We start from the raw sequence: 14,074 nt of genomic DNA on the forward strand, positions 1-14,074 counted from the left end.
CATAGGTTGCTGCACGCCTGCCGCTGCCGAGCCTGAGCCCCGGTCGGCCTCCTTCCCTGCCCCGCCCTCCCGCCAGCGATGACGAGCCCATCCGGCCGCAAGCCCTTGAAATAACTACCAGTTATGAAATTCCCTGATGAAAACCCCATCAGGGAATTTACTTATGCTCTTTAATTATTTGCAAAGCGCATACTTGCCGGGCAAGAATTCGTCCTTGGCATAAATCAAACCAGATGGAACTTCGTCAACTCGAGGCCTTCGCGGCCGTCATGTCCACGGGCAGCGTCACTGCTGCCGGCCGGCTGTTGGGACGCTCCCAGCCGGCGATCAGCCGGTTGTTGCAGGAACTGGAAGCCGAGATCGGCTATCCCTTGTTTGCGCGCAGCGGCCCGCGCGTGACGCCCACCGAGCAGGGCTTCCTGCTGTATGACGACGTCGAGCGCGCGTTGGCGGGCATGCAGCAGATCCGCAGCCGCGCCGATGAAATCGCGCGCGGCCAGGCCCAGCCGCTGCTGATGGCCGCCACGTCCGCCCTGGCGGCGGGCCTGGTGCCCGACGCGCTCAAGCGCATCGAAGACCGTATCGGCGCCGCGCGCATCCAGTTGCGCAGCGCCTCGCCCGAGCGCGTGGTGCACGCCGTGCTATCCGGCGCCGCGCAACTGGGCGCGACCAGCCTGCCGCTGGAGCATCGCGGCCTGACGGTGCACTGGATCGGGCAAGCGCCCTGTGTGGTCGCGCTGCCGGAAAACGATCCGCTGGCGCAACAAGCCGTGGTGCCAGTCGCCGCACTGGCCGGGCGCCGCATGATCACGATGGCCAATCCCTATCGCCTGCGCCGCCGCCTGGATGCCGCGCTGGCGCAGAACGCCCAGACGCTGGGCACCATGGAAACCAACTCGTCCGTCAACGCCCTGGCCGCCGTGCGCGCCGGGCTGGGCGTGTCGGTGCTGGAACCGATCACCGCCTACGGCGCCCCCATGCCGGGCGTGGCGATCCGTCCCATCGACCTGGACATCCCCTTTTTCTTCGGGGTCATCACCCCGCAGTCGCAAACGCTGACGCCGGCCTGCCAGGCCATGGCGGACGCGCTCGCCCAAGCCGCCGCGGCCCTGCTGCCCGGCTTCGCCCTGCACGACGCCGCCGAGCATTCGGCCCTGCTGCAGTCGATCTATGGCGACGACGCCCCTCTTACGGAATCCCCTGCTATATGAATCAGCCTGTCGCCACCCCGCCGCAAGGCCTAGCCGCGCTGGAAGCGCGCCTGCGGCAAGACCTGTCCTGGCTGGAACTGCCCGCCAAGAACTGGGTCACGCCCCGAATCGTCGACGGCCAGCCGGTGCTGGACGTGGCCATCATCGGCGGCGGCATGGCCGGCCTGGCCGCGGCCGCCTCGCTCAAGCACCTGGGCATCAACGCCCCGATCTTCGACCAGGCGCCCGAAGGCTACGAAGGTCCCTGGGCCACCACCGCCCGCATGGAAACCCTGCGTTCGCCCAAGCAATTGACCGGCCCCGCGCTGGGCCTGCCGGCGCTGACCTTCCGCGCCTGGTTCGAAGCGCAGTTCGGCGTTGACGCCTGGGAAGCACTGGACAAGATTCCGCGCCTGCAATGGATGGATTACCTGCGCTGGTACCGCCGCGCACTGGACCTGGACCTGAGGAACGAGCACCGCATCCTGGCCGTGCTGCCGCGCGCCGACCAGTTGGTGCAACTGGACATCCAATCCCCCGCCGGACGCAGCACGGTGCTGGCGCGCCGCGTGGTGCTGGCCACCGGCCGCGACGGCCTGGGCGGCGCCTATGTGCCTGATTTTGCAAAGAAGCTGCCGCGCGACCGCTGGGCGCATTCGTCCGACGTGATGGACTACGGGACGCTAGCCGGCAAGCGCGTGGGCGTGGTGGGCGCGGGTGCCTCGGCCATGGACAGCGCGGGCACCGCGCTGGAAGCCGGCGCCGCCAGCGTGGACCTGCTGATCCGCCGCAACGACATTCCGCGCATCAACAAGGGCAAGGGCGCGGGCAATCCGGGGCTGACCCATGGGCACCTGACCCTGCCCGACGAATGGAAGTGGAAGATCCGCCACTACATCAACGCCGCCCAGGTGCCGCCGCCCCGCGGCAGCACGCTGCGCGTCTCGCGCCACCCCAACGCCCGCTTCAACCTGGGCTGCGGCGTGCAGGACCTGGCGCTGGTCGGCGACGAGATCCACGTCACCACGCCCAAGGGCGTGTTCGTGCTGGACTTCCTGATCTTCTCCACGGGTTTCCGCATCGACTGGACCGTGCGTCCGGAGTTCGCCGCGCTGGCGCCGCACGTGCGCGCCTGGGGCGACCGCTACGTGCCGCCGGCTGGCGAAGAAGACCAGGAACTGCACGACTCGCCCGACCTGGGCGCCGTGTTCGAACTTCAGGAAAAGACCCCGGGCGCCTGTCCCGGCCTGGACCGCGTGCATTGCTTCTCCTACCCCGCCGCGCTGACGCAAGGCACGATCTCGGGCGACATCCCGGCCATCAGCGAAGGCGCCAAGCGCCTGGCGCAAGGCATCGCCGGCCTGTTCTACCGCGAGGACGTGGAGACGCACTACGCCAACATGGAAGCGTTCTGCGAGCCGGAAGTGTTCGGCGATGAATGGACGCCGGCCCCGGCCCCGCAAGCGGAGACCGCGCAATGACGGGCTGGTTGCTGCGCCGCATCGCGCAAGCCGCGGTGGTGGTCTTCCTGATGACGCTGATCGTCTTCGTGGGCCTGCACGCCATCGGCAATCCGGTGGACATCCTGATCGGCCAGGACGTGGACCAAGTGGACCGCGCCCGCATCATCGCCGAACTCGGCCTGGACAAGCCGCTGTGGGAACAGTACCTGGCGTTCCTGAACGGCGCCCTGCACGGCAATCTGGGCAATAGCTTCGTCTACAACATCCCCGCCGTGGAGCTGGTGATCCAGCGCCTGCCGGCGACTTTCGAACTGGCCATCGCCGCGATGATGCTGGCCGTGGTGGTGGGCCTGCCGCTGGGCCTGTACGCCGGCCTGTATCCGGACAGCCGTTTCGCCAAGATGATCATGGCGGGCAGCATCGTCGGCTTCTCGCTGCCGACGTTCTGGATCGCGCTGATGCTGATCATGACCTTCAGCGTGTCGCTGGGCTGGCTGCCGGCCAGCGGCCGCGGCGAAACCGTGGAGTTCCTGGGCTTCCAATGGTCCTGGCTGACGGCCGACGGCTGGCGCCACCTGATCCTGCCGGCGTTCAACCTGTCGCTGTTCAAGATCTCGCTCGTGATCCGCCTGACCCGCGCCGGCGTGCGCGACGTGCTGCCTCTGGACTTCGTGAAGTTCGCCCGCGCCAAGGGCCTATCGCCCATGCGCGTGGTCTGTGTGCACGTGTTGCGCAACACCATGATTCCGCTGGTGACGGTGCTGGGCCTGGAGCTGGGCTCCACCATCGCCTTCGCCGTGGTCACGGAAAGCATCTTCGCCTGGCCCGGCGCCGGCAAGCTGATCCTGGACAGCCTGAACGCACTGGACCGCCCCGTCATCGTGGCCTACCTGATCGTGGTGGTGTGCCTGTTCGTGACCCTGAACCTGATCGTGGACATTCTTTATAAAGTGCTGGACCCGCGGGTGCGGCTGGAGGCCTCGGCATGAGCGCCGTATCGACAAACCCCACTCCCGCGCTGCGCCGCGAATCGCCGTGGCGGCGCAACCTGGCCGAGTTCATGTCGTCCAAGACGGCAGTACTGGGCCTGACCGTTGCCACGCTGCTGATCCTGGCCGCCATCCTGGCGCCCTGGATCGCGCCGCAGAATCCCTATGACCTGCTGCAGATCGACGTGCTGGACGCGCGCCTGCCGCCGGGCAGCATGAACGGCCTGGACACCTTCCACTACTGGCTGGGCACCGACGGCCAGGGCCGCGACCTGCTCTCGGGCATTCTGTACGGCCTGCGCATCAGCCTGATGGTGGGCGTGGGCTCGGCCGTCATCGCCGGCATCGTCGGCACGCTGCTGGGCCTGCTTGCGGCCTACGCCGGCGGCAAAGTCGACGCGCTGATCATGCGCCTGGTCGACCTGATCCTGTCGTTCCCGTCCATCCTCGTGGCCATGATGATCCTGGCCTACCTGGGCAAGGGCGTGGGCAACGTGGTGCTGACGCTGGTGATCCTGGAATGGGCCTATTACGCCCGCACCGCGCGCGGCCAGGCCCTGGTCGAGCGCCGCCGCGAATACGTGGAAGCCGCCCGCTGCCTGGACATCCCCAACTGGCGCATCATGTTGAAGCACATCCTGCCCAACTGCCTGCCGCCGCTGATCGTCATCGGCACCTTGCAGATTGCGCGCGCCATCACGCTGGAAGCCACCCTGAGCTTCCTGGGCCTGGGCGTGCCCGTGACCGAACCGTCGCTGGGGCTGCTGATCTCCAACGGCTTCCAGACCATGCTGTCCGGCGAATACTGGATCAGCTTCTATCCTGGCATCGCGCTGTTGGTCACCATCGTGGCGATCAACCTGGTGGGCGACCGCCTGCGCGACGTGCTGAACCCAAGGACCCACAAATGAGCGCCGACCGCCATACTGCCGGCGCGCCGACGCTGGAGGTGCGCAACCTGCGCACCCACTTCCACACCCGCGCGGGCGTGCTGCCCGCCGTGGACGACGTGTCCTTCACGCTGGAACGCGGCAAGATCCTGGGCCTGGTCGGTGAATCCGGCTCGGGCAAGTCCGTCACGGGCTTCTCCATCATGGGCCTGGTGGACGCCCCCGGCCGCATCGTCGGCGGCGAGGTGCTGTTCCAGGGCCGCGACCTGACCAAGCTGGCGCCGCGCGAGCTGCGCAAGCTGCAGGGCAACCGCATCGCCATGATCTTCCAGGATCCGATGATGACGCTGAACCCCGTGCTGCGGGTCGACGCGCAAATGATCGAAACCGTGCGCGCCCACAACAAGATGAGCGCGGCCCAGGCCCGCGCCCTGTCGCGCGACACCCTGGGCATGATGGGCATCCCCAGCCCCGAAGAGCGGCTGCTGGCCTACCCGCACCAACTGTCCGGCGGCATGCGCCAGCGCGTGGCCATTGCGATTGCCATGCTGCACCGGCCCGACCTGATCATCGCCGACGAGCCCACCACCGCGCTGGACGTCACCATCCAGGCGCAGATCCTGTCCGAAGTGCAGAAGCTCGCGCAGCAGCACGGCACCAGCCTGATCTGGATCACCCATGACCTGTCCGTGGTGGCCGGCCTGGCCGACGATGTGGCGGTCATGTACGCCGGCCGCATCGTCGAACACGGCACCGTCGACGACGTGCTGGACCGCCCTCAGCATCCGTACACCGTGGGCCTGATCGACAGCCTGCCCAGCAACAACCGGCGCGGCCAACGCCTGCGCCAGATTCCCGGCATGACGCCCAACCTGCTCAACCTGCCCGCGGGCTGTGCCTTCGCGGCGCGCTGCTCGCGCGCCACCGCCGCCTGCGGCCAGCAGCCCGGCATCACCCAGGCCTTGCCCGAACACAAAGTGCGCTGCTTCCATCCCACGATCCAGACCAGCGAGGTAATGGCATGAGCGCGACCGCCCCTACCCCGCTGATCGCCCTGAACCAAGTCAGCAAGCGTTTCGGCGAACGCCCCACCGGCCCCGCGACGCGCGCCATGCAGCGCCTGGGCCTGTCCAAGCCGCCCGCCGTAACCCGCGCCGTCGACAACGTGGACCTGATCGTCAACCCCGGCGAAGTGGTCGGCCTGGTCGGCGAATCCGGCTGCGGCAAGTCCACGCTGGGCCGCATCGCGGCCGGCCTCTTGACGCCCTCCGGCGGCGAGATCCGCATCAACGGCGTGCGTCCGGCCGACATGAATTCGGCCCAGGCCCATGCCGCGCGCCTGCAAGTGCAGATGATCTTCCAGGACCCCTACGCCAGCCTCAACCCGCGCCTGCGCGTGGACGAGATCGTGGGCGAAGCGGCCCGCATCCACGGCCTGGTCGGCAACGGCGACTTCGACGACTACGTCAGTGCCCAGCTGGAACGCGCCGGCCTGGACCCGGCGCTGCGCCAGCGCTATCCGCACCAGTTCAGCGGCGGCCAGCGCCAGCGCATCGGCATCGCCCGCGCCCTGGCCGTGCAGCCCACCATGCTGGTGTGCGACGAAGCCGTGGCCGCGCTGGACGTGTCGATCCAGGCGCAGATCCTGAACCTTTTCATGGACCTGCGCGAAGACCTGGGGCTGACCTATCTCTTCATCAGCCATGACCTGGGCGTGGTCGAGCACCTGTCCGACCGCGTCGTGATCATGTACCTGGGCCGCGTCGTGGAAACGGCCACGGTGGAAGAAGTCTTCCGCCATCCCAACCACCCGTACACGCAAGCCCTGCTGGCCGAGATCCCCAGCCTGAAGTCGCGCCACAAGACCTTTACCGCGATCAAGGGCGAGATCCCCAGCCCGCTGAATCCGCCGGGAGGCTGCCATTTCCATCCGCGCTGCCCGCATGCGATGCCGCGCTGCAAGACCGAGGTTCCCACCTTGAAGGGAATCGCCATCAACCACCTGAGCGCCTGTCACCTGAACGACATGGCGTGACCACCGCCGCCGCGCCGCGGCGCCCGAACCAACCGCCAGTTCCCCCTATACCAAGGACTCCGAACATGAAACGCCTGATTCTCACCACCCTGACCGCCGCCATCCTCGGCGCTTCCGCCGCCGCCAGCGCCGACGACCTGTCCATCGGCTTCGCCGACCCGCTGTCGTCGCTGGACCCGCAGCTGAACAACCACGCCGGCGACCGCTCGGTGGCCCTGCACTTCTGGGACCTGCTGATCGAGAACAAGTGGAACAAGCTGCAGCCCGGCCTGGCCGTCAGCTGGAAGCCGCTGGACGACAAGACCTGGGAATTCAAGCTGCGCGAAGGCGTCAAGTGGCAGGACGGCACGCCCTTCACCGCCGACGACCTGATCTACTCCTACACCCGCGCGCGCGCCGTGCCGGGCAGCGTGGCCACCTACGCCGGCTACCTGCGCACCATCGACACGATGACCGCCAAGGATCCGCTGACGCTCATCGTCAAGACCAAGGCTCCCAACCCCGACCTGCCGCTGAACCTGGCCTCGGTGCACGTGGTCAGCAAGCACGTCGGTGAAAAGTCCACCACCGAAGACTACAACTCGGGCAAGGCCATGGTCGGCACCGGCCCCTACAAGTTCGTGTCCTACACCCCCGGTGACCGCGTCATCATGGAACGCAACGACGCCTACTGGGGCGACAAGCAGATCTGGGACAAGGTCAACTACCGCTACATCAACAACGCCGCCGCCCGCACCGCCGCGCTCTTGGCGGGCGACGTGGACGTGATCGACAAGGTCTCGGTGTCCGACCTGGCCAAGCTGCAAAAGGCCGCCAACGTGTCGGTCTACCCCTACGACGGCCTGCGCGTCATGCTGCTGCAGCCTAGCTTCAACCCCGCGCCCAACCAGTACATCACCGACAACAACGGCAAGCCGCTGGACAAGAACCCGCTGCTGGACGTGCGTGTGCGCCAGGCGCTGAACCTGGCCATCAACCGCAAGGCCATCGCCGACCGCATCCTGCAAGGCGCAGCCACCGAAGCCAACCAGTGGATGCCCAAGGGCACCATCGGCTACAACCCCGACGTCAAGGACATCCCCAACGACGTCGCCCAGGCCAAGAAGCTGCTGGCCGAAGCCGGCTACCCTGACGGCTTCAAGCTGACCATGCACGTGCCCAACGACCGCTACCCGCAAGGCCCGGAAACCGCCCAGGCCGTGGCTCAGTTCTGGACCCGCGCCGGCGTCAAGACCCAGGTGGAAGTCGTGCCATGGGCCGTGTACTCGGGCCGCGCCAACAAGAACGAATTCGCGGTCAGCATGCTGGCCTGGGGCAACGGCACCGGCGAAGGCAGCTACGCGCTGGTCAACATCCTGGCCACCGCCGACGCCAAGAAGGGCCTGGGCGCGTCCAACTGGGGCCGCTACAGCAACCCCAAGGTCGACGCCGCGCTGGAGCAATCCACCTCGGAATTCGACGTGGCCAAGCGTGAAGCCATCCTGCGCGACTCCGTCAAGATCGTGTACGACGACGTCGGCATCATCCCGCTGTTCCACTACAAGAACATCTGGGCCACCAAGAAGGGCCTGAAGGTCACCCCCATGACCAGCGACCGCACGGCCGCCATGATGGTGACGAAAGAGTCGGGCAAGTAAACCATGACGCCCACCCTAACCATCACCCCGGCCGTCGACCTGATCGACGTGCCGCGCCAGATCCGGGTCGAACACGTCGCGCCCGGCCAGACGGTGGAAATCACCGCCCTGACCCGCCGCAACGGCGTGCTCTGGCAAAGCCAGGCCGCCTTCGTGGCGGGCGCCGACGGCACGGTCGACCTGGGCCGCGACGCGCCCGTGTCCGGCGACTACGAAGGCGTGGCGCCCATGGGCCTGGTCTGGTCGCAGTCCCCCGTGGACTCGTCCAGCCGCGAACACTTCAACCACCCGGTGACCGAGGCCCTGGTCACCGACGTAGTGGCGCGCGTCGCGGGCTCGCAGGCCCAGGCCAGCTTCACCCAGCGCCTGGCGGCTGACGGCGTCACGCGCCAGGACGTGCGCGAGGAAGGCCTGGTCGGCACGCTGTACCTGCCGCCCGGCCCCGGCCCGTTCCCCGCAGTCATGATCCTGAACGGCTCCGGCGGCGGCATCAACGAACCGCGCGCGGCGCTCTACGCATCGCGCGGTTACGCCGCCTTCGCGCTGGCCTACTTCAAAGCGCCGGGCCTGTCGGACTACATCTCCAACACCCCGTTGGAATACTTCCAGACCGGCCTGCGCTGGCTGCGCAAGAAGGTCCAGCCTAAGCACGACTTCGTCGCCATCAGCGGCCAGTCGCGCGGCGGCGAACTGGTGCTGCTGCTGGGCGCCACCTTCCCCGAGGAAGTCTCGGCCGTGGTCGCCTACGTGCCCGGCGCCGTGGTCCACAGCGGCCAGAACGCCTGCGACCCCAAGATCGGCCGCGAAGGCCCCACGTGGCTCTTGGGCGGCAAGCCCATCCCCCACGTCTGGGAAAACAACCGCACCGCTACCTGGGCGCCCTTCGACGAAGGCCCCTCGCCGCACCGCCACGAAAAAGCCATCCTCACCGCCCTGCAAGACCCCGACGCCGTGGCCCGCGCCCGCATCAAGGTCGAGGACATCCAGGGCCCCGTCATGCTGCTGTCCGGCACCGACGACGGCTCCTGGCCGTCCAGCATCTATTCCAAGATGGTGCAGGACAAGCTGGCCCAGGTGAACCACCCCTATCCGGTCGAATGGCTGGACTACGAGAACGGCGGGCACTCCATCCTGTTCCCCTACGTGCCCACCACCCAGCTCGTCTACGCCCACCCCGTGTCCGGCAAGATCAGCACCAGCGGCGGCAACCCCAAGGACAACGCCCGCGCCGACCAGGAATCCTGGGAAGGCGTGAAGCAGTTCCTGGACGCCGCTGTCGCAGCGCGCGCCGCCAAGTAAAGCATCAAGGAGATCCGCATGGCTGAACCCATCGTCTACAACGTCACGGACGACCTCGTCGACCGCCTGATCGGCCTGGCCCCGGGCGCCAAGACCTACGAAGTGCGCCACTTCCGCGAGAAGGTCGCCGCCGCCACCCAAGGCAGCTACGACGCCCTATTCGACCCCGCGCTGCCCGGCCTGTCCCTGGCCGAGCGCCTGCTGGTCGCGCTGTACGCCACCCGCATCACCCCGTCGCCGCTGCTGGCCGCGCACTACCGCGCTCGCCTGAACGACGCCGGCGCCACCCCGGCCGACATCGCCGTCGCCGAATCCGGCAAGCCGTCAGATGCCGCCACCCCGCGCCTGGCCGCCATCCTGGAATTCACGCGCAAACTGATCGAGAAGCCCGTCGAAGGCGACGAAGCCGCGCTCAAGACCCTGCCCGCCGCGGGCGTCTCCACGCCCGCCGTGGTCACGCTGTCCCAGCTCGTCGCCTTCCTGTCCTACCAGGTCCGCCTCGTCGCCGGCCTGGAAGCCATGAAGGCGCTGGAAGGCCAGCCCGAGCGTGCCGCCGGCACCCCGCCCGCGCCCTTCCCCGCCAACACCGCCGCCACCGCGCCCGGCGCGGTGATCAAGGCCCACGGCTTCACCAACGAATCGCTGGAATGGAAGGCCTGGCTCGACGTCGTCAACGTCGAAACCGCCACGCCCGAACAAGTCGCCGTCCTGGAAGAAAGCCACCCCAAGGCCAAGGTCTCGGACTACTACCTGTTCCTGGTGCATCAGCCTGAAATCCTGCGCCAGCGCTCCACGGCCTTCAACGCCATCATGTATGCGCCAGGCGGACTGTCGCGTGCGGAGCGTGAGCTGGGTTCGACCTACGTGTCGCGCATCAACGGCTGCGTGTACTGCGCGTCCGTCCACGCCCAGCGCTTCGAGCAACTGGCCAAGCGCAACGAGGTCATCGCGCAGGTGTTCGAGGATCCCGCCACCGCCGGCACCACGGCGCGGGAACTGGCTATCGGCAAGTTCTCGATCCAGATCACCGAGGCGCCTGCCTCGGTGAATGCGGACAGCATCCAGGCTTTGAAGGATGCGGGCTTGAATGAAGGCGAGATCCTGGATCTGCTGCATTCGGATGCGATTTTCGCTTGGGCGAATCGCCTGATGCTGAACCTGGGCGAGCCGGTTTTCCCGAAGGCTTGATCCTGCGGCGTCCGGCCGCTTGCGTGCCGGACGCTTTGCCTGGGCTACGTCATCGCCGACCAGTGTCGGCGATGACAAGCCGCTATATCAACGTTGCCAGGTCAGCAGCTTGACGCCCGCAACGCCAAACACCACGGCCACCGTCCCTTCGATCCAGCGCCGCAGCCTGGCGTACAGCGCAATCATCGGCGCAGTCGAGAACGCGATCGCATAGCCGCCAAACACCATCACGGCGAGCAACGCGCAACCGCCGATGATCGCAGGCAAGGTGCCGTCCGACGCGCTCTCCCCCAGCCCCAGCGACATGATCGCCATCCAGGCCAGCACCGCCTTCGGATTGCCGATATGCATCAGCACGCCCTGGCGGTAGAGCACCCGATAGCGCGGCGTCGCACGGCCCGTTTCCACCTTCGCAAAGGCCGCGCCCGGCCTCAGCGCCGACCTGGCGGTACGGAACGCCAGGTAGAGCAGATAGACTCCCCCCACCACCTTGATGATGAATAACGCCTGGGCGGAAGCCGCCAGCACGGCGGAAATCCCAGTCGCCGCCAGCGTCGCCCAAAACAACGAACCCGTAATGACGCCCGCCGCCAGCGCAAGCGCCGGCACACGGCCGTGACGCATCGCCGTTGCCATGATCGCCATATTGCTGGGTCCGGGACTGGCCGTGGCAATCAGATAGGTGCCGTACACAAGAGCAAGCTGACTCACGAGCATTTGCGTTTCTCCAGGGATGTCGGGCCTCTTCGCCTTACAGCGGGAGGTCTCCGCGATGAACGATATGGACCTTGTTGCCGTCGGGATCGCGCAGATAGGCGCCGAAGTAGCCATCGCCATAATGAGGACGCACTCCCGGCGCCCCTTCGTCCGTCCCGCCCTGCGCCAGCCCGCCCGCATGGGCCGTGCTCACGGCTTCCTGCGTAGGCGCCAGAAAAGCGACCATGCTGCCATTGCCCACCGTCGCCGGCTCGCCATCGTAGGGCATGTAGACATAGAAGCGCGGCAGCAGCGCCTGACCAGTCACCCAGCAAAGCGCCAAGGGCCCGCCATCCGGCGTGACTACGCGGCGCTTCAGTCCAAGCGGAAGCAGCACCGCGTCATAAAAACGGCCCGCGCGTTCAAGATCACGCGTCCCGACAGTGATATGGCTGAACATTTGACGACTCTCCACGCGCCCGCCCTGATGGTCAGGCGCTTTCAGAAATGCATGACATGCTCCAATCGCATCGCGCATGTTACTCGCCTGCCGGATAACCTGGATCGCAAGATACTGCGTAGTCAGCGGCCGGTTTTCCCGGTTCGCCAGCATCGGCAGCGTTTTCGTTAAACTGATGCTTTCCGCCTACTTATGCGCCCCGCCCATCGCGGGGCGCATTGCCTTACCCCATGTCCGACAAAATCCACGACATCCGCCCCGGCCAGTCGATCGAACTGCTCAAGGCCCTGCACATCCTGACCCGCGACGGCAAGATGAACCAGGACAGCCGCCGCAAGCTGAAGCAGGTCTACCACCTGTTCCAGTTCATCGAACCGCTGCTCAAAGACGTCCAACAACAACGCGGCGCCGTCACCCTGGCCGACCACGGCGCGGGCAAGTCGTACCTGGGCTTCATCCTCTACGACCTGTTCTTCAAGGAACAACCCGAGGCACTGAAGAACGGCTCCCACATCTACGGGATCGAAACCCGCGAAGAGCTGGTGAAGTCGTCGGAAGAACTGGCCAAACGGCTGGGGTTTGGCGGCATGTCGTTCCTGAACCTGTCGGTCGCCGATTCCATCACGTCGGAGAAACTGCCCGCCACGATCGACGTCGTCACCGCCCTGCACGCCTGCAATACCGCCACCGACGACGCGATTCATTTCGCCTTGGAGAAGAAGGCCAAGTACATCGTCGTCGTGCCCTGCTGCCAGGCGGAAGTGGCGTCGGTCCTGCGCAAGAACAAGGCGAAGGCGCTGGCCGATCCGCTGGCTGAGATCTGGCGGCATCCGCTCCATACGCGGGAGTTTGGGAGCCAGATCACGAATGTGCTGCGGTGCTTGCAGCTGGAAGCGCACGGGTATCAGGTCAGCGTGACCGAGCTGGTGGGATGGGAGCATTCGATGAAGAATGAACTCATCATTGCGCAGTACAAGGATTTGCCGCGCAGGAAGGCGGCTGATCGGCTGACCGAGATGCTGGATAGGATTGGGTTGCAGGAATTGAAGGATCGGTTCTTTGTGCCGAAACCTGCAGAGGTGGCGGCGTAAGCGCCTGTCGTGCCTCATGCCGCAGCGTCAGTATCCGTGGTGCGGGCCGTCGTCTGCTGCCGGATGCACCGCATGACGCGGTGAACGCCATTCGAACAGCATTCCCCACATGTCCTCTCGCCCGTGCAAGGCATCCCCAGAGCAGACGACGCTGCTAACAGCGGCCTTCCCAGCGCGACTGCGAGCCGACGCAGCACATATCGCCGAGGAGATCTGCCCCTCGGTCATGAGCGGCCGCGGATTGTCCGTCATCGTGCAGGGAGAGTCATTGACGCTGCCCTATCGCGTTCAGCATGGGGGCAGCGATTCCTTACTTTCCAAGCTGGACGAACCCCAGGCCCTGATCTACGCGTGCATACAGTCACGCCATCATGACGGCCACGTGCGCCAGCGCCAAATTGAGCGGCTGGCTGGGGCGTCCGAGCCTTGGGTTGTGCCGTTCGTGGTGCAGCTCTGCAGCGAATACGTCGTTGAAATCCTGCAGGACGTCGAGGCGTGCTTGCCCTTGCTGGACAAGCAGGTCTATGGAACGGTTCTTCGACACAATCCGGCCTTTCTGGATCTGGCGCAGCAACGCATGACCAGCTACTGGGATTGCTACTACCGGCGGCGCTGGCTCAGGAGCGAAACCTATGTCGGGTTTCGCTTGTTCAAGCAGTTTCGCGACTGGCAAGCCTCTGGCTAGGGCCTCACGGGCTTGAAACGCCCGATCCGCGTATCAATTGCCAGAACTGCGGCGCAACCGATCGGACGAGTTCTTGTTCAAGCGCTTCGCTTCGTCTTCCGCGTAGTCTTCCTCGCCCTCTTCGTACTTGCCTTCATACATGCAGCTGCTGCGATTCCATCCGCACTCGCCGCCTAATGAGCAACCGGAGCTCAAGGCGGCAAGGAACAAGAGGATGCTGCAACGGCCTAATCTTTGAATCGACATATCGCTCCCTGGTGATCGGGGTAAGTGTAAGGGATGGAGATGACGACTTAGCCGGCGTGGTCTGAACCTGAATTGCAAACGGCTGCAACGCATGGCGCCGATTTCGGCTCAAGTGTGCTCAATTTGGCACGGGTCGCGCTTGATTGCGATGTCCATCGACCTCGATACTGGCATTGCAATCCCACAAAGATCGCCCAGATTGACA

13 protein-coding genes are annotated in these 14,074 nt (G+C 66.1%); 11 read left to right on the plus strand and 2 right to left on the minus strand.

Annotated features, from left to right (window positions below; all coding sequences use genetic code 11):
- Positions 1-233: 233 nt before the first annotated feature.
- From HV793_RS16985 to HV793_RS17025, 9 genes are all read left to right on the plus strand, one after another.
- Positions 234-1,211 carry a LysR family transcriptional regulator gene (locus tag HV793_RS16985; RefSeq protein ID WP_175213615.1) on the plus strand — a complete coding sequence of 326 codons (978 nt, stop codon included), beginning with the start codon at positions 234-236 and terminating at the stop codon, positions 1,209-1,211.
- A complete protein-coding gene (locus tag HV793_RS16990) occupies positions 1,208-2,671 on the plus strand; it encodes a flavin-containing monooxygenase (protein ID WP_175213616.1) in 1,464 nt (487 codons plus the stop codon). The genes HV793_RS16985 and HV793_RS16990 overlap by 4 nt, the downstream gene beginning before the upstream one ends.
- The gene (locus tag HV793_RS16995) at positions 2,668-3,642 is read left to right on the plus strand and encodes an ABC transporter permease (protein WP_054456315.1); all 975 of its coding nucleotides are present in this window, start codon (positions 2,668-2,670) and stop codon (positions 3,640-3,642) included. Before HV793_RS16990 ends, HV793_RS16995 begins: the two co-directional genes overlap by 4 nt.
- Positions 3,639-4,553: an ABC transporter permease gene (locus HV793_RS17000; protein WP_042793948.1), complete on the plus strand. Its 915-nt coding sequence runs from the start codon at positions 3,639-3,641 to the stop codon at positions 4,551-4,553. Before HV793_RS16995 ends, HV793_RS17000 begins: the two co-directional genes overlap by 4 nt.
- Positions 4,550-5,557 carry an ABC transporter ATP-binding protein gene (locus HV793_RS17005; RefSeq protein WP_054456313.1) on the plus strand — a complete coding sequence of 336 codons (1,008 nt, stop codon included), beginning with the start codon at positions 4,550-4,552 and terminating at the stop codon, positions 5,555-5,557. Before HV793_RS17000 ends, HV793_RS17005 begins: the two co-directional genes overlap by 4 nt.
- Positions 5,554-6,567 (plus strand): ABC transporter ATP-binding protein, encoded by a 1,014-nt coding sequence (locus tag HV793_RS17010; RefSeq protein ID WP_175213617.1) that lies wholly within the window; start codon positions 5,554-5,556, stop codon positions 6,565-6,567. The genes HV793_RS17005 and HV793_RS17010 overlap by 4 nt, the downstream gene beginning before the upstream one ends.
- A gap of 65 nt (positions 6,568-6,632) precedes the next feature.
- On the plus strand, positions 6,633-8,204 hold the full coding sequence (locus HV793_RS17015) for an ABC transporter substrate-binding protein (RefSeq protein ID WP_175161502.1): 1,572 nt from the start codon (positions 6,633-6,635) through the stop codon (positions 8,202-8,204).
- 3 nt (positions 8,205-8,207) lie between these two features.
- Positions 8,208-9,503 (plus strand): acyl-CoA thioesterase/bile acid-CoA:amino acid N-acyltransferase family protein, encoded by a 1,296-nt coding sequence (locus HV793_RS17020; RefSeq protein WP_175213618.1) that lies wholly within the window; start codon positions 8,208-8,210, stop codon positions 9,501-9,503.
- Positions 9,504-9,521: 18 nt separating this feature from the next.
- Entirely contained in the window at positions 9,522-10,691 is a 1,170-nt protein-coding gene (locus HV793_RS17025; protein ID WP_175213619.1) for a CMD domain protein, read from the plus strand.
- Between the two features lie 87 nt (positions 10,692-10,778).
- Here HV793_RS17025 and HV793_RS17030 read toward each other — a convergent pair whose 3' ends face one another.
- Positions 10,779-11,408 carry a LysE family translocator gene (locus HV793_RS17030; protein ID WP_175213620.1) on the minus strand — a complete coding sequence of 210 codons (630 nt, stop codon included), beginning with the start codon at positions 11,406-11,408 and terminating at the stop codon, positions 10,779-10,781.
- Between the two features lie 34 nt (positions 11,409-11,442).
- A complete protein-coding gene (locus tag HV793_RS17035; protein ID WP_119451224.1) occupies positions 11,443-11,847 on the minus strand; it encodes a VOC family protein in 405 nt (134 codons plus the stop codon).
- A 230-nt stretch (positions 11,848-12,077) separates the two neighbouring features.
- On the opposite strand from HV793_RS17035, the gene HV793_RS17040 reads away from it, so the two are divergent.
- Both HV793_RS17040 and HV793_RS17045 read left to right on the plus strand, forming a co-directional pair.
- A complete protein-coding gene (locus HV793_RS17040) occupies positions 12,078-12,938 on the plus strand; it encodes a class I SAM-dependent methyltransferase (RefSeq protein WP_175213621.1) in 861 nt (286 codons plus the stop codon).
- A 109-nt stretch (positions 12,939-13,047) separates the two neighbouring features.
- On the plus strand, positions 13,048-13,623 hold the full coding sequence (locus tag HV793_RS17045; RefSeq protein WP_175213622.1) for a hypothetical protein: 576 nt from the start codon (positions 13,048-13,050) through the stop codon (positions 13,621-13,623).
- Positions 13,624-14,074 lie beyond the last annotated feature (451 nt).

It is taken from the genome of Achromobacter aegrifaciens, from assembly GCF_902859965.1.
Lineage (GTDB): Bacteria > Pseudomonadota > Gammaproteobacteria > Burkholderiales > Burkholderiaceae_B > Achromobacter > Achromobacter aegrifaciens.